The organism is Nisaea sp., from assembly GCF_965216895.1.
GTDB lineage: Bacteria > Pseudomonadota > Alphaproteobacteria > Thalassobaculales > Thalassobaculaceae > Nisaea.
The window spans coordinates 1,615,762-1,639,772 of record NZ_OZ244205.1 but is presented as its reverse complement, the minus strand read 5'-3'; the positions used below and the strand labels follow the sequence as shown (position 1 = coordinate 1,639,772).

General features: G+C 63.4%; 17 protein-coding genes. 8 read left to right on the top strand and 9 right to left on the bottom strand.

The window, feature by feature from the left end:
* The first annotated feature begins 49 nt into the window (after positions 1-49).
* The 3 genes from ACOOE1_RS07865 (at position 50) to ACOOE1_RS07855 (ending at position 3,707) form a co-directional block, all read left to right on the top strand.
* The gene (locus ACOOE1_RS07865; RefSeq protein WP_420405788.1) at positions 50-877 is read left to right on the top strand and encodes an amidohydrolase family protein; all 828 of its coding nucleotides are present in this window, start codon (positions 50-52) and stop codon (positions 875-877) included.
* Positions 878-993: 116 nt separating this feature from the next.
* A complete protein-coding gene (locus ACOOE1_RS07860) occupies positions 994-1,863 on the top strand; it encodes an NAD(P)-dependent oxidoreductase (RefSeq protein ID WP_420405787.1) in 870 nt (289 codons plus the stop codon).
* Between the two features lie 296 nt (positions 1,864-2,159).
* Positions 2,160-3,707 (top strand): cation:proton antiporter, encoded by a 1,548-nt coding sequence (locus ACOOE1_RS07855; RefSeq protein ID WP_420405786.1) that lies wholly within the window; start codon positions 2,160-2,162, stop codon positions 3,705-3,707.
* A gap of 302 nt (positions 3,708-4,009) precedes the next feature.
* Here the strand turns inward: ACOOE1_RS07855 and ACOOE1_RS07850 are convergent, their stop codons facing one another.
* From ACOOE1_RS07850 to ACOOE1_RS07810, 9 genes are read right to left on the bottom strand one after another with little or no spacing between them, the layout of a single operon-like run.
* The gene (locus ACOOE1_RS07850; protein ID WP_420405785.1) at positions 4,010-5,182 is read right to left on the bottom strand and encodes an NnrS family protein; all 1,173 of its coding nucleotides are present in this window, start codon (positions 5,180-5,182) and stop codon (positions 4,010-4,012) included.
* Between the two features lie 17 nt (positions 5,183-5,199).
* On the bottom strand, positions 5,200-6,465 hold the full coding sequence (glp, locus tag ACOOE1_RS07845; protein WP_420405784.1) for a gephyrin-like molybdotransferase Glp: 1,266 nt from the start codon (positions 6,463-6,465) through the stop codon (positions 5,200-5,202).
* Positions 6,458-7,087, bottom strand: a complete 630-nt coding sequence (locus ACOOE1_RS07840; protein WP_420405783.1) for a carbonic anhydrase — start codon at positions 7,085-7,087, stop codon at positions 6,458-6,460. The genes glp and ACOOE1_RS07840 overlap by 8 nt, the downstream gene beginning before the upstream one ends.
* Positions 7,088-7,098: 11 nt before the next feature.
* A complete protein-coding gene (locus tag ACOOE1_RS07835) occupies positions 7,099-7,929 on the bottom strand; it encodes a peptidylprolyl isomerase (RefSeq protein ID WP_420405782.1) in 831 nt (276 codons plus the stop codon).
* Positions 7,930-7,934: 5 nt separating this feature from the next.
* A complete protein-coding gene (gene narI / locus ACOOE1_RS07830; RefSeq protein ID WP_420405781.1) occupies positions 7,935-8,654 on the bottom strand; it encodes a respiratory nitrate reductase subunit gamma in 720 nt (239 codons plus the stop codon).
* 4 nt (positions 8,655-8,658) lie between these two features.
* Positions 8,659-9,381 carry a nitrate reductase molybdenum cofactor assembly chaperone gene (narJ, locus tag ACOOE1_RS07825; protein WP_420405780.1) on the bottom strand — a complete coding sequence of 241 codons (723 nt, stop codon included), beginning with the start codon at positions 9,379-9,381 and terminating at the stop codon, positions 8,659-8,661.
* A 10-nt stretch (positions 9,382-9,391) separates the two neighbouring features.
* Entirely contained in the window at positions 9,392-10,918 is a 1,527-nt protein-coding gene (gene narH / locus ACOOE1_RS07820; protein ID WP_420405779.1) for a nitrate reductase subunit beta, read from the bottom strand.
* A complete protein-coding gene (locus ACOOE1_RS07815; protein WP_420405778.1) occupies positions 10,915-14,676 on the bottom strand; it encodes a nitrate reductase subunit alpha in 3,762 nt (1,253 codons plus the stop codon). The genes narH and ACOOE1_RS07815 overlap by 4 nt, the downstream gene beginning before the upstream one ends.
* Before the next feature lie 9 nt (positions 14,677-14,685).
* Entirely contained in the window at positions 14,686-17,418 is a 2,733-nt protein-coding gene (locus ACOOE1_RS07810; protein WP_420405777.1) for a nitrate/nitrite transporter, read from the bottom strand.
* Between the two features lie 265 nt (positions 17,419-17,683).
* On the opposite strand from ACOOE1_RS07810, the gene ACOOE1_RS07805 reads away from it, so the two are divergent.
* From ACOOE1_RS07805 to ACOOE1_RS07785, 5 genes are all read left to right on the top strand, one after another.
* Positions 17,684-18,382, top strand: a complete 699-nt coding sequence (locus ACOOE1_RS07805; protein ID WP_420405776.1) for a cyclic nucleotide-binding domain-containing protein — start codon at positions 17,684-17,686, stop codon at positions 18,380-18,382.
* 156 nt (positions 18,383-18,538) lie between these two features.
* Complete coding sequence (locus ACOOE1_RS07800) at positions 18,539-18,985, top strand: Nif11-like leader peptide family natural product precursor (protein ID WP_420405775.1); 447 nt, start codon at positions 18,539-18,541, stop codon at positions 18,983-18,985.
* Positions 18,986-19,240: 255 nt separating this feature from the next.
* Entirely contained in the window at positions 19,241-20,323 is a 1,083-nt protein-coding gene (locus tag ACOOE1_RS07795; RefSeq protein WP_420405774.1) for a helix-turn-helix domain-containing protein, read from the top strand.
* Between the two features lie 275 nt (positions 20,324-20,598).
* Positions 20,599-21,846: an NHLP bacteriocin system secretion protein gene (locus tag ACOOE1_RS07790; RefSeq protein WP_420405773.1), complete on the top strand. Its 1,248-nt coding sequence runs from the start codon at positions 20,599-20,601 to the stop codon at positions 21,844-21,846.
* Between the two features lie 16 nt (positions 21,847-21,862).
* On the top strand, positions 21,863-24,010 hold the full coding sequence (locus ACOOE1_RS07785) for an NHLP family bacteriocin export ABC transporter peptidase/permease/ATPase subunit (RefSeq protein ID WP_420405772.1): 2,148 nt from the start codon (positions 21,863-21,865) through the stop codon (positions 24,008-24,010).
* The last annotated feature ends 1 nt before the right edge of the window (position 24,011 follow it).

Sequence of the window (24,011 nt, the reverse complement as noted above, 5' to 3'; positions counted from 1 at the left end):
ATCCGGCGCGATATGCTGCGCAAGAACAAGGCAGCCGCAGGCAGGAAACATGGAAATCGTCGATGCGCAAATTCACATCTGGCAAACCGGGCTGCCGAGCAATGCAGCGCATTGGCAGATCACCTCCTTCACCGCGGCAGAAGCCATTGCGCTGATGGACGAGGCGGGCGTCGATGCCGCCGTGATCCATCCGCCCTCATGGGATCCGGGCTCGACCGAGCTCGCGATGAATGCGGTCCGGACCTATCCGGGGCGCTTCGCCATCATCGGCGCCGTCGATCTGACCAGACCGGACAAGAGCCGTGCGGCGATGGAACACTGGCGTGCGCAGACGGGGATGCTCGGCCTGCGCTGCATGTTCCTCGAAGGCGAGGATCGCCGGCTCCTGCATGCCGGCGAAATGGACTGGTTCTGGCAGGCCGCTGAACGGTTCGATATTCCCGTGACCACGCTCGCGACAGGTTCGTTCGAGGCGCTGGGAGAGGTTGCGGCACACCATCCGGGATTGCGCCTCAGTATCGATCATCTCGGCGGCAAGGGTGGGAACACCACGCTGAAGGACGCCGCCGCCATGACCCACATGCCGGGCCTCCTGAAACTTGCGCGGCTTCCGAACGTCGCGGTCAAGGTGACCGGCGCGCCCGGATATTCGAGCGAAGCCTATCCGTTCCCGACCATGCATACCTATCTCCGGCAGATCTTCGACGCATTCGGGCCCGACCGAACCTTCTGGGGCACGGACATCTCGAAAATGCCGTGCTCCTGGCGGGACTGTGTGACCATGTTCACCGAAGAGCTTCCCTGGCTGCGGGGCGAGGATCTGGAACGCGTCATGGGAACAGCTCTCTGCGAGTGGTGGGGGTGGCCGCGTCGGTGAGGTTGCCGGTTCTTGTTTCAACCGGGGCTCGAAAAGTGATGCCGTCTCTTGTTTGCTCGAGTCCGTTCAGGCGGTAAGAATCCCCTTGCGGATCACCCGTCTCCGAGAGAGGAAACATGATATCTGACGTCGGTTTTATCGGTCTTGGCCTTATGGGGCTCGGCTTCGTAGAACGGCTGGTCGCACAGGGCTACACAGTCGTCGGCACCGACCTGAAGCCGGAGGCGCGTGCGGCGGCGGAGCGTCTCGGCGCCCGCACGGTCGGTTCTGCCGCCGAGGTCGCGGCCGCAGCGGACCACGTGCTGATCTGCGTGACCACCCCGGCCGCGGTCGACGCCGTGGTCCGCGGCGAGGACGGGATTCTGTCGGCGCGCTGCCGCGCCGGGCTGGTGGTCGTGGATCATTCAACGACGGACGTTCCGCTGACACTTGAGATTGACCAGGCGCTTGCCGGGGCCGGCATCGGCTTCGTCGATGCGCCGGTTTCCGGCGGACCGCCGGCGGCGCGGGACGGTACGCTCGCCATCATGGCCGGCGGCAGGAATGAGGATTTCGCCAGGGTGGCGCCGATCCTCTCCGGGCTGGGCAGGGCAACGCTGATGGGCGGGGTGGGCGCCGGGCAGGCGACCAAACTCGTCAACCAGTCGCTGGTTCTGACCAACTATTGCGTCATTGCGGAGGCCTTCCGCCTCGCGGAGGCCTTCGGGGTGGACGCGGCCAAAATCCCGGAAGCTCTGGAAACCGGCCATGCCGGTTCGAATCTTCTCAAGACACTCATGCCGCGGCTCGCCGCGGAGGACTTCGCGCCGACCGGCTACGCAAGGCAGGTCCTCAAGGATCTGGAGATGCTGCACAGCGCGACGAAGGACCTGCCGCTCGCCATGCCGATGGCCGGACAGGCGCTCACGCTCTTCCGCCTTCATGTCGCCGCCGGGCATGCCGATGAGGACGGCTGTTCGATCGTCAAGATGTATCCGAAGGCTTGAGGGTTCGAGCGCGGCCCGCCCGGACTAGATTGTCCCGGACCGCAACTGCGGCGACGGATCAAGCATCAGCGCAGCTCCGGCCGGTCTTGTTTTCAGGGCTTCAAGAGGTTTGCTTTTTGGCATCGATGGATCGACTTCGCCGCTCCAGATCCTGAGATGCGTCAGGTGCTTCGAGCCAAGACCTGCCAAAGTCGACCTTTCCCGTTTGCGCCGGCATCGCGCATTCAATCATTGTCTCGAAGAAGGAGCTTCGGCGAAAGTGGCCGCGGACACCCGACGAAATGGAGAGTGCGCGCGTGTTTGAAGTCATTACCGTCAGTTTTGCCTTCTTCTTCGGCCTCGCCGTCAGGCAGATCGGCTTGCCGCCTCTTGTCGGTTTCCTGGCGGCGGGATTTGCCATCAATGTATTCGGACCGCCCCTCGGTCTGCCGGAATATACCGGAGAAACGCTGGACCATGTTGCGCATCTGGGCGTGCTGATGCTGCTCTTCACCGTGGGGCTGAAGCTCAAGCTCGAGCAGATCGCGCAGTCTCAGGTGATCGGCGGAGCACTGTTGCATTTCGCCATCTCGGTTTTCGTCTTCATGCCTGGCCTCAAGCTGGTGATGGGAATTGACTGGAACACTGCGCTGCTGCTGGCGATCGCACTGTCATTCTCCTCGACCGTGCTGGCCGCGAAACTGTTGGAGACCAAGCGCGAGCTTGGTGCTTTCCACGGACGCACCGCGATCGGCATCCTGATCGTACAGGACATCATCGCGCTGGTGGTGCTCGCGGTCTGGTCGGGCCAGACGCCAAACCTCTGGGCGTTGCTGGTCTTTGGCGTGCCTCTGCTGCGGCCGGTCCTGCATCGGCTTCTGGACTTCGCGGGGCATGATGAACTGCTGGTGCTGATGGGCATGATGCTGTCGCTGGTGATCGGTGGCATGGGGTTCGCGGCGATGGGACTGTCGTCGGAGATCGGCGCGCTGGTAATGGGGGTGCTGCTGTCCAACCACGCGCGCGCCAAGGAACTGGGCCAGTCGCTCTGGTCGCTCAAGGAGATTTTCCTTGTCGGCTTTTTTCTCCAGATCGGTCTCACCGGGCTGCCGGACTGGGGAGCGATGGTCTTTGCCGTGGCTGCGGGCATCGCACTGGCGCTCAAGGGGGCGCTTTTCTTCGCACTTCTGGTGGCGTTCAGGTTGCGTGCGCGCAGCGCTTTCCTCAGCGCGCTCAGCCTGACCGCCTATTCCGAGTTCGGCCTCATCGTGGCGGCCGGCATTTTGCCGGAATACCTTGTGCCGTTGGCGCTCGCGGTGTCGATCTCCTTTGTAATCTCGGCCCCGCTCAACCGCTTTGCCCATCCGCTATACGAGCGTTACGAGGGCAGGCTGCGCCGGTTGGAGCGCGATACCGTTCACCCGGATGAGCAACCTCACCAGATGGGTGGCGCCGATGTGCTTGTGTTCGGCATGGGCCGCACCGGCAGCGCCGCCTACAGGCATATCGAGGCGGAAGGGATGAACCCGCTTGGCCTCGATGCCGATCCCTACAAGGCCAAGGCCCACCGCGAGGCAGGGCGCAATGTCCTGTTCGCCGATGCCGAGGACAGCAACTTCTGGCACAACTGCGACCTGCGCCGGATCAAGGCGGCGATCCTTGCCATGGACGATCTCGAGGCCAAGCTGATCGCTGCCCGTTCCTTGCGGAACCGTGGCTTTACCGGCCCGATCGTGTCGCATGCGTTGCACGAATCGCATCAGGAACAGATCCGCGACGCCGGTGCGGACTATACCCATCTGACCATGAACCAGGCGGGAATCAGCCTGGCCGAGCGGACTGTGGAGGCCGTGCGCACGACCTGACGCGAAAGGCCTCCCGTGCGCTTTCCCGCAGCGCGCGCATCAGTTGTTGCAGGAAATGTTCGGCGTGCGGCGTCTCGCAATCCGCGGCTTCTAGACCGGTGCGGCGGCGACTATCGCCTTCTCGGGCTTATGTCTCTGAAAGGAGCGCCGTGACCTTCATCGTCAGCTTTGCCGGTCCCGGCCTGATCGGGAACCGGGCCGCCGGGAATGCACATTAAGGCGCCGGCTTTGATGATGAAAACAGAGTGCGCTCATGAACCGGGCGACATCATCATAAGGGCGCCAAGGTGGCACCATGATTCTCATGAGAAAAACGACCTTGCGAACCTTGCGATGAAAAGCCCGAATCCGCCGATCCAGCATCCGGCCGCGCCGTGAAGAAGCGGCGCACCGTCATCTGCATAGGATGACAGGATCCGGAACGCGAGGCTCGCGAACAGCAGAAGGTAGATCACGGTGATCGTCCCGTCTGCGGTCAATGGCCTGCCGGTATGGCCGAGCGAGGCCCGTGTCATGATGGCGATCGTGGTCAGACCGATCGCACCGGCGGTCCAGGTGTGGATGGCAGCGCTTGCGGGAAGGGAGTCCGGCGCCATCGTAGACATCCCCATCGCAAGGAACCCGAGAGGGACAAAGGCGAAGCCGAAATGCAGGATCGCCAGCAGTGGTTCGGAGAGGGTTCTGCCGCCTGTCCATCGTCCGATGCGGACACAATTCAGGAGCCCGGCGAGGGCAAGCGCCGCGCCGACCCAGAATGCGTGGGGTGTCACGATCCAGGCGAGCAGGGCGGTCGCGGAGACGGCGATCGCGGCGATGTCGAAGCGGCCGAACGGTACCGGGAGCCTGGCGGCGCCGCGATTGGCGAGCCAGTTCCGGGTGAAGCTCGGAATGATGCGTCCGCCGACCAGCATGATGAGAAGCAGGACTGCTGAAAGGCCCAACCGGATCGAAAGGTTCGCCGCGCCGTTCCGCCAGATTTCCCAATGGAACAAGGCGTTCGCCGCCGCAAACAGCGACACCAGAACCAGAACCCTGAGATTTCGCCAGTTCTTGCCGGCGATGAGTTCGCGGGCGGCGGCGGCAATCAGAAGAACGGGAAAGCAGAGGTCGACCGCCGCGAACAACGCTGCGGGAACCGGTTCCGGAAGGAGGGAAATTACCCGGCCGGCAGACCAGGTTGTGAAGAGTATCGCGAGTGGCCAGCCGGAAAGCGGAAGCCTCCCGGTCCAGTTCGGTATGGCCGTCAGGAGGAAGCCGCCGATGACGGCCCCGGTATAGCCGAAGAGCAAAGCGTGGACATGCCAGTCCAGCGCCCCGGAAATCCCGGGAGCGGGCAAGCCGCCCGTCAGGAAGCCGATCCAGATCAGCATGGAAACGGCCGCCCAGGCCGCGGCCCCGAGAAAGAACGGGCGAAAGCCCTGACGGAAAACCGCTGGTTCCTGAGAAGCGTGGGCGCGATCGGTCTGTGCGTTCATTTCGCTGACTGCCCCGCTCAGCAGAAATGACGCAGAGCGAGCCGGTCGCCGGGCGCGACCTTCGTGGTCTCGGCAGGGATCACGGCAATCCCGTCGGCCGACGCAAGCGGGAACAGCGTGGCCGAACTGGTGTTGCGCTGCGCTTCGACAACCTGAAGCCCCGAATTGTCGTATCCGGCCAGACGGACGGCAACGAACTCTGCACGTCCGGCCTTCTTCCGCATGCTGAATCCTGCAACGGCCCGCCCCGGGGCGAAGGCGCGCGGTGCAAGCCCGGACATGGTTCGGACGAGGGGGACCGCGAACAGGCTGCAGCCGATATAGGCGGCATATGGGTTGCCTGGCAGGCCGACGAAGGCCATTCCGCCAAGTCGGCCGAAGGTTGCGGGCTTGCCGGGTTTCATGGCGACGCGCCACTGCAGCAGCGCGCCGCCGGCCCGTTCAAAGGACGATTTTATGTGATCGTGGTCGCCGACCGAGGCACCGCCGGTCGAGATGACAGCGTCGTATTTTCCGGCGAGCTCCGCGAATCTGGCGGTTGTCTGCTGCGGTTCGTCCGGCAGGACTCCGGCATCGGTGACTGCCGCGCCGGCTTCTTCCAGCATGGCCTGAAGCATCGGTCGGTTCGCGTCATAGACCGCTCCGCCGGCGAGCTTCTGCCCTGCCTCGGCGAGTTCGTCGCCGGTCGAGAGCAGGGCGACACGCGGGCGCCGGTAGACGTTGACCGCGGAATAGCCGCTGGCCGCGAGCAGGCCAGTGTGCCTTGCCTCGATCCGGGTGCCCGCGGAAACGAGCACTGTCCCGCGTTTGAGATCGCTGCCTGCGCGGCGAATGTTCTCGCCGGGCGCAGGCGGTCTGTAGAATTCGACAAACCCATTCTTCAGGGCACAGTCTTCCTGCATCACGACGGCGTCATATCCACCGGGAACGGGCGCGCCGGTGAAGATGCGGGCTGCGCCGGGCAAGCCGCAGACTTCGCCAGCGCTTCCGGCGGCGACCTCTGCGGTGATCGGTAGCTGCCACGGCCCTTCGCCTTCGAAATCGCCGAGTCGCACGGCATAGCCGTCCATGGCTGCTCCGTCGAAGAACGGCATGCCGCGCGGTGCCGAGAGATCCCGGGCCAGAGTTCGCCCGGCCGCTTCCCTCAGTGGAACCAGTTCGGTTTCTTGCACCCGTTCTCCGAGCGAGCGGGAGAGCGCTTCGGCGTCTTCGACCGGCATCATGCGCGGGCAATCGTCGAGACGGTTGCATCCGCAATTACTCGCAGCGCTGTCGTTAATCATCGCCCTGTCCTTCCGGCGTCTCCGTCCGACTCGTTCCGCGCACCGTACAGTCCAGATCGCGAAGCAATCCGTCGCTGAGACCGTAGATCCAGCCGTGGATCGAGAGTTGTTTACCCCGCTCCCAGGCGGACCGGATGATCGGTGTCCGTGCGAGACTGGCGACCTGTGCGCTGACGCTGAGCTCGCAAATCCGGTCGAGGCGCGGATCGTGACCATCGATGATGGTGAGTTCCTGCTCGTTCGTTTCGGCGATGTCCCGGATCGGCTGCAGCCAGTGATCGATGATGCCGTGGCGATGGCCGTCGAGCGCCGACCGCACGCCGCCGCAACCGTAATGGCCGCAGACGATGATGTGTTTGACCTCGAGGGTCTCGACCGCGAATTCCACCACCGAGAGCAGGTTCATATCTCCGCGGTGGACGAGGTTGGCGATGTTCCGGTGCACAAAGACCTCGCCCGGCTGAAGTCCGGTGATCACGTTCGCCGGGACCCGGCTGTCGGAACAGCCGATCCAGAGATATTCCGGGCGCTGCAGAGAGGAGAGGCGGCGGAAGTAGTTCGGATCTTCCTCGCGCTTGTCCGTGGCCCAGCGGACATTGTGTTCAAGCAGATCGGTGAGCATGGCGCCGCCTCCTACTGCACCAGGGGCGTGTCCGCGCCCTCCAGATCGATGCCTTCGATCTCGGCGCGGCCTGCCAGGATGCCGATATACTGGGCGACGGCCCGCGACCAGCTCGAGGCCTCGAGCCAGGCGGCAATGCGCTCGCGCACCGCCTCGAATGGCAGCTGTGCGCCCGGGATTCGCTTCTCGAGAAAGATCACGTGGTAGCCATAGCGGGTCCGCACGGGCTCCGGCAGCAGGGCGTTCTCGGCCGCGGTCTGCAGAGGTTGCTCGAATTCCGGAACCACCGAGCTGCGGGTGATCTGGCCGAGCGAGCCGCCCTGACCGGAAGACGGGCATGCGGAGTATTCGGTCGCCATTGCCGCGAAATCCCCGGGGTGGTTCGTCAGGTGTGCGATGATACCGTCCGCAACGGCGCGGACCCGCGCGTCGCCGCCATCCTCCTCGACCGGCAGCAGAATGTGTTTTGCGAGATAGATCGCTTCCGAGTGAAAGCGTCCTGCGTTGGTCTCGTAGAAGCGCCGGCACTCGGCTTCGCCGGCTTGCGGCGCTTCGACCTCCCGCTCGATCAGCGCCTGGATCCGCGCGTCGATCGTACCATCGGAGGCTTCGCCGTGGAGGCCGTCCAGATCCTGCCGGTAGGCCTCCTGCAGCAGCAGTTCTCGAACCGCCAGCGCCCGCGCGGCGTCCCAGGCTGCGTCGGCGAGTTTCTCTGCCGGATGGTTTTGCGCTTCGCGCATGATCTCGTCGGCGGAAATGACGGTGTCGCCGATCGTGATGGCACCGGGCAGCGCCGCATCGGCGGCGTTGCTATCGGCTTGCGAGCATGTGCAGGCGGACATCGCTTTCACTCCGCCGGATGGGCGCGGCCCGTCGGGCCCGCACCTTTGCTGCGCACGACCTGATAGCCCGGACGCCAGAGATAGCGGACCGGTGCGCTCAGCATGTGCACAAGCCGGGTGAAGGGAAACAGCAGCAGGATCGTCAGCCCGAGGAAGAGATGAAGCTGGAAGATCGGATGCGTGCCGGCGATGTAGCTCGATGCCGCCGGATCGAAGGTGAAGATCCCCTGGGCCCAGGACATGAAGCGGACCATTTCGTGCCCGTCGAGATGGCCGAGCGAGATCGGGATGGTCGCGAGGCCGAGGGCGAGCTGCAGCCAGAGAAGGACGATGATCATCGTGTCGCCCGTGTTCGAGGCTGCGCGCACGCGGGCATCGAACAGCCGGCGGTGCACGAGGAGCGTTGCGCCGACGATCGCCATGATCCCGGCGATGCCGCCGGCGATCACCGCCAGGAGCTGCTTGGCGCCGTGACTGATGCCGAGGGCGTCGAATACCCAGATCGGTGTCAGCAGGCCGCCCAGGTGTCCGAAGAAGATCACCAGGACGCCGACATGGAACAGTACGGAACCGACCATGAGCTGGCGCCGTCGCAGCAGCTGGCTCGAGCCGGAGCGCCAGGTATAAGGCTCGCGGTCGTACCGGATGATGCTGCCGAGCGCGAGGACCGCGAGGGCGATATAGGGATAGATGCCGAACAGCAGTGTGTTGATGTATTCGCTCATTGCCTTAGCCTCCCAATTGTCCGGCAGGTGCCGCGGGATCGGCCGGGCGGCGGTCCGCCGCCCTGATTTGCCGTCGCAGCCGGTCCGGCCCGCATGCGCCTTCGCCGGCGTTGCCGCCGAAGGTCACCGCTTCCTCTTCCCAGATCTTGTCGAGCGCCTCGAGGTCGTCCGGGTCGTCCTCCGGCTCGCTCAGGAGCTGGTCGAGCAGGGCCCGGTCCGGCTTGCCGCCGGCGATCGTTTCCAGCACCGCGAAGAGCCTGGCGTAGATCGCGTTCCGCTTTGCCAGGCGCTCTCTCAGGGCGGTAAGGATGTGCAGGGTCTGTCCGAGCATCTCGCTGACTTCCTCGCGATCGCAGAGCGCGAGATACTCAAGGAAAAGGGGCAGGTAATCCGGCAATTCGCGTGCCGAGATATCCCAGCCTTTCGCTTCGTACATCGCCTTCAGGTCGACCATCGCCTGTCCGCGGTCGCGGCTCTCGCCATGAACATGCTCGAAGAGATGCAGGGAAAGCGCGCGGGTGCGGTCGAAGAGATGGACATACCGCTCCTGCGCATCATAGAGATCGCGACGCGCGATATCGTCGGCTACCGCCGCGAGTGCCATCCGGCCCCGGCTGTCGAGCAGCGGGTCGGTGGCGATGGCGATCTTCAGTTCGGGGACCGCCTTCTGAAGCTCCGCGCTGGGATAGGAGAGCAGGGCGGAGATCGCTTTCAGGGATTTGTACATCTCATCCTCCTCAGAATACGTCCGTCGGCGTTTCCACCCGCTTCTTCCGCTTGGCGCCGAACAGGTCGAGGTCGGACGCCCCGCCGGAACAGCCGTTGCCGAACGAGAAGCCGCAGCCGCCCCGTACGTCGTAGGCGTCTTCGGAGACCTCGCGATGGCTGGTCGGGATGACGAAGCGGTCCTCGTAATTGGCGATGGCCATGATGTGGTACATGTCTTCGATCATCGCCTTGGTGAGGCCGACCCGCTTCGCGATTGCCTCGTCCTCGACCCCGTCGACGGTCTTGGCCCGCATGTAGGAGCGCATGGCGAGCATGCGTTCCAGGGCCGAGATCACCGGTTCCTCCTTGCCCGCGGTCAGCAGGTTCGCGAGATAGCGGACCGGGATCCTCAGCGAGCGGACGTCCGGCATGTCGCCTTCGGTTCCGAGCTTGCCGGCTTCCGCAGCGGACTGAACCGGGGAGAGCGGCGGGATGTACCAGACCATCGGCAGTGTCCGGTATTCCGGATGCAGCGGGAAAGCGACCTTCCAGTCCATCGCCATCTTGTAGACCGGAGATTTCCTCGCGGACTCGAGCCAGGCCTCCGGCACACCGTCCTTGCGGGCCTGCTCGATCACCTCCGGGTCGTGCGGATCGAGGAAGACCTTCAGTTGCTCGGCGTAGAGATCCTGCTCGTTGCCGGTGGACGCCGCTTCCTCGATCCGGTCCGCGTCGTAGAGCACGACGCCGAGATAGCGGATCCGCCCGACGCAGGTCTCGGAGCAGACCGTCGGCTGCCCGGCCTCGATGCGGGGATAGCAGAAGATGCATTTCTCCGATTTGCCCGAGGACCAGTTGTAATAGATCTTCTTGTACGGGCATCCGGAGACGCACATCCGCCAGCCGCGGCACTTTTCCTGATCGATCAGGACGATACCGTCATCCTCGCGCTTGTAGATCGCACCCGAGGGACAGGCCGCGACGCAGGTCGGGTTGAGGCAGTGCTCGCACAGCCGCGGCAGATACATCATGAAGGTGTTCTCGAACTGGCCGTAGATCTCCTTCTCTACACCCTCGAAATTGTAGTCCTTCGAGCGCTTGGAGAATTCGCCGCCGAGGATTTCCTCCCAGTTCGGACCCCATTCGATCTTCTGCATCCGCTCGCCGGTGATCTGTGACCGCGGACGGGCAGTCGGCATGGTCTGGCTTTCGTGGGCCGTCTGCAGATGGTCGTAGTCGAAATCGAACGGCTCGTAGTAGTCGTCGATCTCCGGCAGGTCCGGATTGGCGAAGAGCTTCGCGAGGATGCGCCATTTGGGGCCCATCTTCGGCTGGATCCGGCCGTTGGCCTTGCGCACCCAGCCGCCGTTCCATTTCTTCTGGTTCTCCCACTCCTTGGGATAGCCGATGCCCGGCTTGGTCTCGACATTGTTGAACCACGCGTATTCGACACCTTCGCGATTGGTCCAGACATTCTTGCAGGTGACGGAGCAGGTGTGACACCCGATGCACTTATCCAGGTTCAGCACCATGCCGATTTGAGCGCGGATCTTCATTCTGCGGCCTCCTTGGGATGAGACGGCTGGCCTTCGACATACGGGCCTTCCATCCAGTCCACATTGTCCAGCTTGTGGACGATGACGAACTCGTCGCGGTTGGCGCCGACCGTGCCGTAATAGTTGAAACCGTAGGATTGCTGGGCGTAGCCGCCGATCATGTGCGTCGGCTTGGTGATCGCCCGCGTGACCGAGTTGTGAATTCCGCCGCGCTGGCCCGTCAGGGGCGAGCCCGGCGTGTTCACGATCTTCTCCTGCGCGTGGTACATGAAGATCGTGCCGTTCTTCATGCGCTGGGAGACGACGGCCCGCGCGACGATTGCGCCGTTGAGATTGTAGACCTCGACCCAGTCATTGTCGGCGATGCCCGCAGACGCCGCATCGTCCTCGGAAAGCCAGACAACAGGGCCGCCCCGGTTCAGCGTCAGCATCATCAGGTTGTCGGTATAGGTGGAGTGGATGCCCCATTTCTGGTGCGGCGTGATGAAGTTCAGGACCACATGCGGCTTGCCGTCCTTGCGGCTCTCGATCATCGGATTGACCGACTTGGTGTCGATCGGCGGACGATAGAGGCAGAAGCCCTCGCCGAAGGCCCGCATCCAGAGGTGATCCTGGTAGAGCTGCTGGCGGCCGGAGAGGGTGCGCCAGGGGATCAGTTCATGGACGTTGGTGTAGCCCGCGTTGTAGCAGACCTTTTCGGACTCGAGGCCGGACCAGATCGGCGAGGAAATGATCTTGCGCGGCTGCGCGACCACGTCGCGGAAGCGGATCTTCTCGTCCTCCTTCGGCAAGGCCAGATGGGCATGGTCGCGCCCTGTGGTCTTTGAGAGCGACTCCCAGGCCTTGACCGCGACCTCGCCGTTGGTTTCCGGCGCAAGGGTGAGGATCACCTCTGTCGCGTCGATATCCGACTCGATCCTCGGTCGGCCTTTCGTTGGACCTTCCTCGCTGACCTCGCCGTTCAGCCGTTTCAGCAGCTCGACCTCGTGCTGGGTGTTCCAGGACATGCCCTTGCCGCCGTTGCCGAGCTTGTCCATGAGCGGACCGAGGGCGGTGAAGCGTTTGTAGAGGTTGGGATAGTCCCGCTCGACCACCGCCACGTTCGGCATGGTCTTGCCCGGCATCGGTTCGGTCTCGCCGGCCTTCCAGTCCTTCACGTCCAGCGGCTGGGCAAGTTCACCCGCCGTGTCGTGCAGGATCGGTACCATGACCACGTCCTTCTCGACGCCGAGCACTTCCGGGGCGACCTCGGAGAAACTCTCGGCGATCCCCTTGAAGATTTCCCAGTCCGACTTTGCGTCCCAGGCCGGGTCTGCGGCGCCGGTCAGCGGGTGAATGAAGGGATGCATGTCCGAAGTGTTCAGATCGTTCTTTTCGTACCAGGTCGCGGTCGGCAGAACGATGTCGGAATAGACGCAGGTGGTGGACATGCGGAAGTCGAGGGTGACGAGCAGGTCGAGCTTTCCTTCCGGCGCGTCGTCGTGCCAGACGGCTTCCCTGGCGCGCTGCCGGCCTTCCTCGCCGAGGTCCTTGCCCATCACCCCGTGCGAGGTGCCGAGCAGGTGCTTCAGGAAGTACTCGTGCCCCTTGCCGGAGGAGCCCAGCAGGTTGGAGCGCCAGACGAACATGTTGCGCGGCCAGTTGGCCGGATCGTCAGGGTCCTCGCAGGACATCTCGAGGCCGCCGGATTTGAGCTGTTCGGCGATGTATTCCGGGGCTTCCTTGCCGCTTTCGACGGCCGCCTTGGCGACAGTCAGCGGATTGGTCTTTAGCTGGGGCGCGGAAGGCAGCCAGCCCATGCGCTCGGCCCGGATATTGTAGTCGATGAGAGTCGCGTCCCACGGCCCGTCCGGTGCCGTCGGCGACAGGATCTCGTCGACCTTCAGGGTCTCGTAGCGCCACTGGTCGGTATGGGCATAGAAGAAGGAGGTCGAGTTCATGTGCCGCGGCGGGCGGCCCCAGTCGAGGCCGAACGCGAGCGGCAACCAGCCGGTCTGCGGGCGCAGCTTTTCCTGTCCCACATAGTGGCTCCAGCCCCCGCCGGACTGACCGATACATCCGCACATAACCAGGAGATTGATGATCCCCCGGTAGTTCATGTCCATGTGGTACCAGTGGTTCAGGCCGGCGCCGAGGATCACCATGGAGCGGCCCTTGGTCTTCTCGGCATTGCCGGCGAACTCGCGGGCGACCGCGATGATCTGGTCGCGCGGCACGCCGGTAATCTTCTCTGCCCAGGCCGGCGTGTAGGGTTCGTTCTCGTCGAAGCTCTTGGCGACGTTGGCGCCGCCGAGCCCGCGGTCGAGACCGTAATTGGCAGCGAACAGGTCGAACACCGTCGCGACCAGCGCTTCGCCGTCGGCGAGTTCGGCCTTCTTCGCCGGCACCGCGCGCGGCAGGACGCTGGCATGGTCGGTGCCCTCGAAATGATCGTGTTCGCGGTTGCCGAAATAGGGGAAGGCGACTTCGACCACCTCGTCGTGATCCTGGTCCAGGACCAGGCTCAGCTTGAGGTCGGTCTCGTTACCGCTGGCGTCCTTCTCTTCGAGGTTCCACTTGCCCTGTTCACCCCAGCGGAAGCCGATCGAGCCCTGCGGGACGACGATCTTGCCGCTCTTGCGGTCGACCGAGACGGTTTTCCAGTCCGGATTGTTCTTCTCGCCGAGCCCGTCCGTGAAATCGGACGCGCGCAGGAGCCGTTCCGGCACGTAATGGCCGTTCTTCTCGACCAGGCGGACCAGTAGTGGCATGTCGGTATATTGTCGGCAGTAATTCTCGAAATACTCGGCCTGCCGGTCGAGATGGAACTCGCGCAGGATAACGTGCCCCATCGCCATGGCGAGCGCCGCGTCGGTGCCCTGCTTCGGATGCAGCCAGCGGTCGGAGAACTTGGCCGCCTCGGAATAGTCCGGCGAGACGACAACAGACTTGGTGCCCTTGTAGCGCACCTCGGTGTAGAAATGGGCGTCCGGCGTCCGCGTCTGCGGCACGTTCGAACCCCAGAGCATCAGATAGCCGGAATTGTACCAGTCGGCGGATTCCGGAACGTCCGTCTGCTCGCCCCAGGTCATCGGCGAGGCCGGCGGCAGATCGCAGTACCAGTCATAGAACGACATGCAGACGCCGCCGAGCAGAGACAGATAGCGCGAACCGGCCGCGTAGGAGACCATCGACATGGCGGGGATCGGGGAGAAGCCGATCACGCGATCGGGGCCCCACTTCCTCGCCGTGTAGGCGTTGGCGGCGGCGATGATCTCGTTTACCTCCGCCCATTTGGCGCGGACAAAGCCGCCATGGCCCCGCACCTTGATGTAGTCGCGGCGTTTCGCCTCGTCTTCCTGAATCGCGGCCCAGGCGGCAACCGGAGTCTTGGTCGCCCGTTCGGCGCGCCACAGCCTTATCAGCCGCGAGCGGATCAGCGGATGCTTCACCCGGTTGGCCGAATACATGTACCAGCTGTAGCTGGCGCCGCGCGAGCAGCCGCGGGGCTCGTGGTTCGGAAGATCGGGGCGGGTCCGCGGGTAATCCGTCTGCTGGGTTTCCCAGGTGACGATCCCGCCCTTTACATAGATCTTCCAGGAGCAGGAGCCGGTGCAGTTGGCGCCGTGCGTGGAGCGCACGACCTTGTCGTGCTGCCAGCGCCGGCGGTAACCCTCTTCCCACTCACGGCCTTCGTTCGTGGTGACGCCGTGGCCTTCGGAAAAGGTGCCGACGTTCTTCGAAGAGAGGAAGTTCATCCGGTCGAGAAACTGGCTCATGTTTTCCTCCTATTGGGCGGGCGTTGCGGTGGGAGAACGGGGCGTGATCCCGCGTTCGATGTCATGCAGCAGGCCGCCTGGACGGGTGTAGACGAACCAGGTGAGCAGCACGCAGCTGACGTAGAAGATCAGGAAGCCCCAGAGCGCCATTTCCGGGCCGCCGGTAAGGGAGATCGAGGAGCCGTAGGCTTTCGGGATGAAGAAGGCGCCATAGGCCGCGATCGCCGAGGTGAAGCCGATGATGGCGGCGGATTCCTTCTCCGCCTGGCGCAGCCGGTCCGCCGGATTGAGGCTCGGCATCAGGTGCTCCAGTTCGCTGCGCATGATGATCGGGATCATCTGGAAGGTAGAGGCATTGCCGATGCCGGTGGCGAAGAACAGCACCATGAACATCGCGAAGAAGCCCCAGAATGCACCCGGCTGGTTCTTGATGCCGAGGAAGTAGAGCACGCCGGCGACCGCCGCGATCATCAGCACGAAGGTATAGAGGGTCACCCGGCCGCCGCCGAACCTGTCCGAGATCCATCCGGTCGCGGCCCGGCTGAGGGCGCCGACGAGGGGACCGAGGAAGACGTATTGCAGCGAGTCGATTTCCGGGAACTGGGTCTTCGCCAGCAGCGGGAAACCGGCAGAGTAGCCGATGAACGAGCCGAAGGTCCCCGTGTAGAGCCAGCACATGATCCAGTTGTGCTTGCGCTGGAAGATCACGGCCTGGTCCTTGAAGGAGGCCTTGGCCGTGGCGATGTCGTTCATGCCGAACCAGGCAAGGGCCGTGGTGACGAGCAGGAACGGAACCCAGACGAAGCCGGCATTCTGCAGCCAGAGTTGCGCGCCCCCCGAAATCCGTTGCGGCTCGCCGCCGATCGCGCCGAACACGCCAGCGGTGACCACCAGAGGGACCACGAACTGCATGACACTCACGCCGGCATTGCCGAGACCGGCATTCAGGGCGAGCGCGTTGCCTTTCTGCGCCTTCGGGAAGAAGAAGCTGATATTGGCCATCGAGGAAGCGAAGTTGCCGCCGCCGAAGCCGCAGAGCAGGGCCAGAACCAGGAAGATCAGGTACGGCGTGTTCGGATCCTGAACCGCGTAGCCGATGCCGAAGGCCGGGATCAGCAGCGAGGCCGTCGTCAGGGTCGTCCAGAGACGGCCGCCGAAAATCGGCACCATGAAGGAATAGAAGATCCGAAGCGTGGCGCCGGAGAGGCCGGGCAGGGCGGCCAGCCAGAACAGCTGGTCGGTGCTGTAGGTGAAGCCGATGGCCGGCAGTTTCGCCACGACCACGCTCCAGACAAGCCAGACGGAGAAGGCCAGCAGGAGACAGGGGATCGAAATCCAGAGATTGCGCTGGGCGATCCTGTTGCCGGTCGTCTTCCAGAATTCCGGGTCCTCCGGACGCCAGTCGGTGATCAGCGCACCTGTCCCCCGGCCGTGTTTTTCAGCCGAGTGGACATGCTGCATTTCGGGGAATTCCGGCAGGCCGGAGATCTGTTCGGCCATGGCCTCGCGTTCCATCGCGCGGATCGAGAAGTGCATCCAGAGGAGCGAGACGACGACGATCGCGAAGAGCAGCATGAAGCAGCTGGTCCAGACACCGACGAGGTCGTTCATCACGCCGAAGGTGATCGGCAGGATGAAGCCGCCGAGACCGCCGATCAGCCCGACAAGACCGCCGACGGAGCCGACATTCTGCGGGTAGTAGACCGGGATGTGCTTGTAGACCGCTGCCTTGCCGAGCGACATCATGAAGCCCAGCACGAAGACCAGCACGACGAACGGTACCAGGCCCATCTGGGTCGAGAAGGCGATATTGCCCTTGATGCCGTGGATCACGTAGTCCGTGTTCGGGTAAGACAGCATGAAGAGGCAGATGAGCGAGACGCCGAAGGTCCAGTACATCACGCTGCGGGCGCCATAGCGGTCGGAAAGGTGGCCGCCATAGGCCCGGAACAGGCTCGCCGGCACCGAGTAGAATGCGGCGAGCATCCCGGCGGTCTTGATGTCGAGGCCGTAGACGCCGATCAGGTAGCGCGGCAGCCAGAGGGCCAGTGCGACGAAGGCGCCGAAGACGAAGAAATAGTAGAGCGAGAAACGCCAGACCTGCTGGTTCTTCAGCGGCTCCAGCTGCTCTTTCAGGCCGGGCGCCTTGATGCCCTTGGCCTTGCGCGCTTTCAGTTCGGGGTCGTCCTCGGTCGTGAACCAGAAGATCACCGCCGTCACGACAAGCGCGATGGCCCAGACCTGGGCCACCATTTGCCAGCCGAACGCCACGAGGACGAACGGCGCGGTGAACTTGGTGACTGCCGCGCCTACGTTACCCGCGCCGAAGATCCCGAGCGCGGTTCCCTGCCTCTCTTTCGGATACCATTTCGACACATAGGCGATTCCGACAGCGAAGGAACCGCCGGCGAGGCCGAGGCCGAGGGCCGCGAGCAGCATCATCTCGTAGGTCGTGGCGAAGGACAGGAGGAAGGTCGCCGCAGCGGCGAAGATCATTGTCAGAAAATAGACAATGCGTCCGCCATACTGGTCGGTCCATATGCCGAGGAAGATGCGGCTCAACGCACCCGTAAGGATCGGCGTGCCCGCGAGCAGGCCGAACTGGGTATCGGAAAGCCCGAGCTCCTGTTTGATCTGAACACCGAGAATCGAGAATATCGTCCAGACGGCAAAGCAGACGGTGAACGCCACCGTGCTCATGCCGAGGATCTGGTTCTGCTTTCCGGGAGTAACCCCTTCCATGGAATGCATTGATCCCACCCCTTACTAGAGCGGCTCAGAGCCGCCGGTCACAACGAAACGGGGAGAGGATCACGCCATATTAAAGTTCGCCGGATTGATCTGGATCAAAGGCCTGAGGTATTGGATCAGAAACAAGTAGCGTTCTAACAGCGTTCAAGATCGTCCGAGCCTCGGGTCAAACCGTTGTCTCGGATATGCCGCACTCGGATGACAAATATGTCGGAAAGTCGGTTGATGATTATCAAGTCCAATGGTCGGGGGATGTATGCGGCCATCTGATCTGCCGCAGGTGCGGGAACTCGACCTGTTCAAGAGCATGAGCGCCGAGAATTTCGAGTCGTTGATGCGTGCGGCTTACCTGCAGACCTTTCCTGCGCAGCTGGAACTGATCGCCGAGGGCGATCCTGCGGACTTCCTCTATGTCGTGACCGAGGGCGCGGTCGAACTCTTTGCCAAGTCGAACGGGCGCGAAGCGACAATGAGCATTGTCCGACCGATCGGCGCATTCATTCTGGCGGCGGTCCTGAAAGACGCGGTTTATCTCATGTCCGCGCGGACCCGTGAAAAATCCAAAATCCTGCTGATCCCGTCGGAGAACGTCCGCACGATCTTTCGCGAAGATGAAGGTTTCGCCCGTGCCATCGTAAGCGAACTGGCGGGTGCCTACAGGGGTGTGGTCAAAGAGCACAAGGATCTGAAGCTCCGGACCGCCGTTGAGCGATTGGCGAACCGTCTCCTGAGGTTTCACGAGGACCAAGGGGGCAACGGAAGCCTGCAATTGCCCGACGACAAGAGGATCCTGGCATCGCAGCTCGGTATGACGCCGGAGAACCTGTCGCGGGCGTTCAATACTCTGAAGCCCTACGGCGTAGAGGTGGACGGCGCGACCATCCGCCTGAACGATCTGCCCGGCCTTCGAAACCTTGCGAAGCCGAATGCGTTGATCGACAGTCCGAAGACGTGACCGAGACACGAGACCTGACATGGCGCGCGGCGCCGGACCTGTATTTCCGAACGGGTCCAGAACGCCATCCGGGCAGCCAGCGCGATGAGCACACTTTCTCCGGTTCGTTGAAGAATTGCATCTTCAGCGCGGCCTGATGGACGTGCTGCACAATCCATGGACCCCTCCGGCGCTACGCTGGTGATTGGCGTGATCCTCTCGGCGGGCGACCGGGTGGGCTCGATGGGAAACGATCGGGGAGCAGCAGAGATGTACAGCAAACGCATGGCGCGCCCGCTGGTGAATTTCCTGAACCGTGTCTCGATCGATACGGAGGTCAAACAGGAGCTGATGATCGTGTTGCAGCGGTCCCGCTTCGCACGCGACATCACGACCTTCGCTCAGGGTCTCGGATACGTTTTCTCGGAGGAAGATCTCCATGTGGCGCTCAGCTATCTGATTCCGAAGCCTGACCCTGCGAACGACAGTGACCTCGCTGACGACGCCCTTGATGCCGTCGTCGGCGGAACGGCCGGCGCGCCGGCCTTGCCTTCAGACCTGCTGCAGGCATTCGGCGGGCTGAAGTTCCGGGACGGTTCGGTCTTCGAGCCTCAGGTGATGTGACGCGGGTCCATTACCGTACTCCCTGGCGTCATCTCTGGATTGATTCTTCCGCCGCGACTCCATTTTGCCGGCCGGATTGTGCAGTACGTATCTGGCGCCGTGCAGCATGTCTTCTTTATTGTCCGGAGGGGTTGTGAACCGGAGAAGGAATTTATTAAAAATTACAGGGAAAGTTGTTGGATCAATCAGGTTTGTCAGTTTTTTCGCTTGATTTGAGGGGTTTAGGCGGATCGTAGCTTGGGGTAGGGTTCAGGAATGTCCGATGCAGTGACTTTGGGGGGAGACGCGGCTGCGGTCCAGCCCGTACCGAATGCGGTTTTCAGCGTCGACTCTGTGCTGGGTAAGGAACGCTACGATCTCTGGAGGGAAAGCATCTCCTGCATCTTCGAGGTCGATGGTGACCGGGAGTCACGCAGAAGCGAAGCCTTCAAGGCGGAAATCGATGCCACTATGTTCGGCCCGATCATGCTGGCCCGGACCCAGACGCTTCAGCAGGACTGGCGACGTTCGGCTTCCGTAATGGCGCGGGACGGCATGGATCACTACATGATCCAGCTCTTCGAGCACGGTCAGATGCAATGGGAGGACGGCACAGGATTGCGCGAACTCCCGGAAGACGGGTTGATCGTCTTTGACCTCGCCCAGGAAATGAACTCCCGTACCAACGATTTCCGCAATCTTTCCCTCATCATTCCGCGCGACATGATGGACGGGGTTCTGAAGCCGCAATGCGATCAGCACATGCGTGTCCTGACCAAGGACGAGCCCATGGTCAACCTGCTGCGCGACCACATGATGTCGCTGAAGGCGCTGTCGCATCGCATGAACCTCAGTCAGGCGATCGAGATCGCCCCCGCGACGGCGGGGCTCGCGGCGGCCTGCCTGAATGCGGCAGTGGATCAGGAGAACCCGAACCAGAGTTCGGGCGTGGCCATGGCGCAGCTGACGATGATCCGCCGCTTCATCGAGTCGAACCTCTCGGAACCGGATCTTTCGGCGGAATGGATTGCCAAGCGCGTCGGTGCATCGCGGTCGAAACTCTACAAGCTGTTCGATGCCTTTGGCGGCGTCGGCGCCTATATCCGCGATCGGCGCCTCCGCCGCGCGCTCCTGGCACTGACCGACGAGACAGCCCATTACCGGCCCATCTACGACATCGCACTTGCCTCCGGCTATACCAGTGATGCCGCCTTCAGCCGCGCATTCCGGGCTAAATACGGTATTGCGCCGCGGGACGTCCGCAACAACAGGGCGCAGTTGAACGCGCTCGGTGATCCGGGCGCCGGCGAAGGCGTGGATCGTCGCTACGAACGCTGGCTGCATCACCTGTCGGTCTGATCCGGCCGCATCGAAAGACTGTCTTGGAGGCTTCCGCCCGCTGCGATCCGCAGCGGGCCTTTTTGTTTCCTCGATCGCCGTCCGACGGCCCCGATCGCGGCTGCGCCGTTCGGCAAAACATTCGGAATATTCAGCAAATCCTCCGCGCGGAACGGCAAGAAAACCGGAACGTACGGACAAGTCGCGCCGGACGGGCACGCCATAATTCACCGGTATAGGGAGCCGGGACGGCGGCGTGGGAGTGCCGCCGGCCGGCTTCGAAGGGTGGAGGAAGCATGTCCATATTTCGAGAGAAGGCGCTCAAGCGGCTGTCCTCGCCGGAGAACCTCGACGAGGCGCTGGTCGCGGCCTCGCCGTTTCACTGGATTGCCTATCTCTCGGCTGCAGCGCTGGTCGGCGGGGCGGTGGCATGGGGGTTCCTGGGCAGCGTGCCGACACGTGTGAACGCCTCCGGCATCCTCCTGCACCGGGACAGCGAGGTCTTCTCCGCTTCCGCAGAGGGCAGCGGCAAGCTGATTGAGATCAGTGTGGCGCTTGGCGATCACGTGCAGGCCGGCCAGGCGGTCGCCTTGCTCGACCAGGATGTCGATGTCCAGAGGCTCGAAGTCACACTGCAGAAACTCGCGAACGCCAGGGTGCGGCGCGAGATCGACCTTCAGGCCCAGGAAGAGGACACTGCGCTGCGTGCCGCGCTCGCGGCGAAGGAACGTGCCTCTCTCAACGAGAAAATCCGCAATGCCCGCGCCCGTCAGGTCAACCTGGAGGCGCTGGTGGCCGACATGGAACGGCTTCTGGAGCAGGGCTACGTCGAACGCTCGCGTCTGCTTGCCCGGGAAAACGAACTGATCCAGGTACGCGAGGCCGTGGCGGACCTGAACAACTCCCTGGTCAAGCTGGAGGTGCAGGACCGCGAGCGGGCGGAATACTGGAAGGACCGCCTGCAGGCGACGGACAAGGAGATCGAGGCGCTCGAGGGTGAGGTCGAGAACATCCGGGCGCAGCTCCGCCGCATCCGCACCGTCGACGCGCCGATCGCGGGAACGGTAACGGAGATCGCCAAGAGCCTCGGAGACGTGGTTGCGGCGGGGACGCCCGTGGTCCGGATCGTTTCCGACGCGACAGAAATGGACGCGCTGCTTTTCGTGCCGCCGGCGGATGGGAAACTGATCAAGCGGGGCATGACGGCGAATGTCGAGCCGACGGTCGCGAAGAAGGAAGAATTCGGCACCATCCTTGCCAATGTGCGCAAGGTCTCCGATCTGCCGCTGTCGGCCTCCGCGATCCAGGCGATGCTGCATAACGAGAAGCTGGTGCAGCGCTTCACCAAGGCGGGATCGCCCGTAGCGGTCCGCGCCGATCTGATCGAAAAGGGCGGTGACCGTGATCGGTTTGTCTGGACCGGCGGTCGGGGCCCGGAATTCGAGATCGAACAGGGTACCCTGATCGCTGCCACGATCACCGTGCGCAGGCAACGTCCCGTCGCCCTGATCCTGCCTTTCCTCAAATCCTTCGTCGGTCTCTGAGTCGATGGCGGAACGCATGAAAATCGCCAATCGCCGGGTCAAGACGCCGACCCTGCTGCAGATGGAGGCCGTCGAATGCGGCGCTGCGGCCCTCGGCATCATCCTCGCGCATCACGGGAAGTGGCGGCCTCTGGAGGAGCTCCGGACAGAATGCGGTGTCTCCCGCGACGGCTCGAAGGCGAAAAACATCCTGTTCGGCGCGCGGCGCTACGGACTCAAGGCGAAGGGACGGAAGGCGCAGGTCGAGACCGCGCTGAACACGCCCTTTCCCTTCATCGCCTTCTGGAACTTCAACCATTTCCTCGTCGTCGAGGGCTACCGCAACGGGACGGTCTATCTGAACGATCCGGCGACCGGGCCGCGGACCGTGTCGCTGGAGGATTTCGACAATGCCTTTACCGGCGTGATCCTGGTCTTCGAGAAGGACGAGGGCTTCACCAAAGACCCGAAGCCGCCGGGAGTCCTCTCGCGGCTTCTCCCCCGGACCCGGCCGATCAGAACCGCGATCATGCTCTCGGTCCTGATCAGTCTGACACTTGTGATTCCCGGCCTCGCGGTGCCCGGATTCTCCAAGGTCTTCGTCGACGAGGTGCTGATCAACAGCAAGGACGACTGGCTGGTCCCGCTGCTCTTCTTCATGGCGGGGACGGCCGTCGTCACGGCGCTGCTGACCTGGCTTCAGCAGGCGGTGCTGCTGCGGACCGAATCCAAGCTCGCGCTTGCCGCTTCGGCGCGCTTCGTCTGGCATCTTCTCAGATTGCCGGTGGACTTCTTCAACCAGCGCCACCCGGGCGACATCTCCAACCGGATCGACGCTAACGATCGCATCGCGGCCTCAATCGCGGGCGATCTCGGGGAGAGCATCGTCAGCGTGATCCGGGTCGGATTCTACGGCGCTGTCATGTTGTTCTTCGACTGGGTTCTTGCCCTCGCGGCCATGTCGCTCTCGCTGACCAACATCCTGGTCTTCCAGATGCTGATGCGGCGGCGTGCCGATGCAAGCCTGCGGGTGCAGCAGGAATACGGCCAGTTCCAATCCTCCTCGGTCACCGGCATCCAGGCGATCGAGACCCTGAAGGCGACCGGCACGGACGACGACTATTTCGAGCGCTGGTCCGGGTTCCAGGCCAAGCATCTCAACAACCAGCGCCGGCTCGGGCTCTATGGCATCGTCGCCAACGCCTTTCCGCCGCTGCTCGACGGGCTCACTCTGGCAATCGTCCTCGGCCTCGGCGGCTACAGGATCATGCAGGGCGAGATGACGATCGGCACGCTGGTCGCTTTCCAGGCCCTGATCCAGAACTTCTCCGGCCCGATCAACGCTCTGGTCGCGACGGCCGGGGCGATCCAGGAACTGAATGCGGACCTGGTCCGGACCGACGATGTCGCCAAGCAGGCTCAGGATCAGCGCTACCGCGAGAGACCGGCGGCGCCGGCCACCCGGCTCAGCGGACGGATCGAGCTGCGTGACGTCACTTTCGGTTACAGCAGGCTCGAGGCGCCGCTGATCGAGAACTTCAACCTGACCATCGAGTCCGGCGCCCGCGTCGCCCTCGTCGGCGGGTCGGGCAGCGGCAAGTCGACCATCGCCAAGCTGATGACTGGGCTCTACCGGCCCTGGTCCGGCGAAATTCTCTATGACGGCGTGCCGCTGGACGAACACCCGGTCTCGACCCTGACCCAGTCCGTCGCCTCGGTCAGCCAGGAGATCATTCTCTTTGGCGGCACCGTCCGGGACAATCTGAGTGCCTGGGACGAACATATGCCGGATGAGGACATGCTCGCCGCGCTGCGCGATGCGCGGATCCTCGACGTGATCTCCGGGCGCGGCGGCGCGCTCGACGCCGAGGTCGACGAGGGTGGGGCGAATTTCAGCGGCGGGCAGGCGCAACGCATCGAGATCGCAAGGGCGCTGTCCGGAGATCCGTCGATCCTCATCCTCGACGAGGCGACCAGCGCGCTCGACGCGACCACGGAAGGCGAGATCGACGTCGCCATCAGGCGCCGCGGCTGCACCTGCGTGATCGTCGCTCACCGTCTTTCAACCATCCGCGACGCCGACGAAATCGTGGTGCTGAATTTCGGCGAGGTCGTCGAACGCGGAAATCACGATGAGCTGGTGGCTGCGGGCGGTCCGTATGCGCAGCTGATTGCGCAGGGGTGAC

Bases quoted from the DNA above. Each gene is read 5' to 3' on its own strand.
- narH (WP_420405779.1), bottom strand. From the start codon at position 10,918: ATGAAGATCCGCGCTCAAATCGGCATGGTGCTGAACCTGGATAAGTGC.
- glp (WP_420405784.1), bottom strand. From the start codon at position 6,465: ATGATTAACGACAGCGCTGCGAGTAATTGCGGATGCAACCGTCTCGAC.
- ACOOE1_RS07865 (WP_420405788.1), top strand. From the start codon at position 50: ATGGAAATCGTCGATGCGCAAATTCACATCTGGCAAACCGGGCTGCCG.
- ACOOE1_RS07785 (WP_420405772.1), top strand. From the start codon at position 21,863: ATGAAAATCGCCAATCGCCGGGTCAAGACGCCGACCCTGCTGCAGATG.
- ACOOE1_RS07815 (WP_420405778.1), bottom strand. From the start codon at position 14,676: ATGAGCCAGTTTCTCGACCGGATGAACTTCCTCTCTTCGAAGAACGTC.
- ACOOE1_RS07790 (WP_420405773.1), top strand. From the start codon at position 20,599: ATGTCCATATTTCGAGAGAAGGCGCTCAAGCGGCTGTCCTCGCCGGAG.
- narI (WP_420405781.1), bottom strand. From the start codon at position 8,654: ATGAGCGAATACATCAACACACTGCTGTTCGGCATCTATCCCTATATC.
- ACOOE1_RS07860 (WP_420405787.1), top strand. From the start codon at position 994: ATGATATCTGACGTCGGTTTTATCGGTCTTGGCCTTATGGGGCTCGGC.
- ACOOE1_RS07840 (WP_420405783.1), bottom strand. From the start codon at position 7,087: ATGCTCACCGATCTGCTTGAACACAATGTCCGCTGGGCCACGGACAAG.
- ACOOE1_RS07805 (WP_420405776.1), top strand. From the start codon at position 17,684: ATGCGGCCATCTGATCTGCCGCAGGTGCGGGAACTCGACCTGTTCAAG.
- ACOOE1_RS07800 (WP_420405775.1), top strand. From the start codon at position 18,539: ATGGACCCCTCCGGCGCTACGCTGGTGATTGGCGTGATCCTCTCGGCG.
- ACOOE1_RS07810 (WP_420405777.1), bottom strand. From the start codon at position 17,418: ATGGAAGGGGTTACTCCCGGAAAGCAGAACCAGATCCTCGGCATGAGC.
- narJ (WP_420405780.1), bottom strand. From the start codon at position 9,381: ATGTACAAATCCCTGAAAGCGATCTCCGCCCTGCTCTCCTATCCCAGC.
- ACOOE1_RS07850 (WP_420405785.1), bottom strand. From the start codon at position 5,182: ATGAACGCACAGACCGATCGCGCCCACGCTTCTCAGGAACCAGCGGTT.
- ACOOE1_RS07835 (WP_420405782.1), bottom strand. From the start codon at position 7,929: ATGTCCGCCTGCACATGCTCGCAAGCCGATAGCAACGCCGCCGATGCG.
- ACOOE1_RS07795 (WP_420405774.1), top strand. From the start codon at position 19,241: ATGTCCGATGCAGTGACTTTGGGGGGAGACGCGGCTGCGGTCCAGCCC.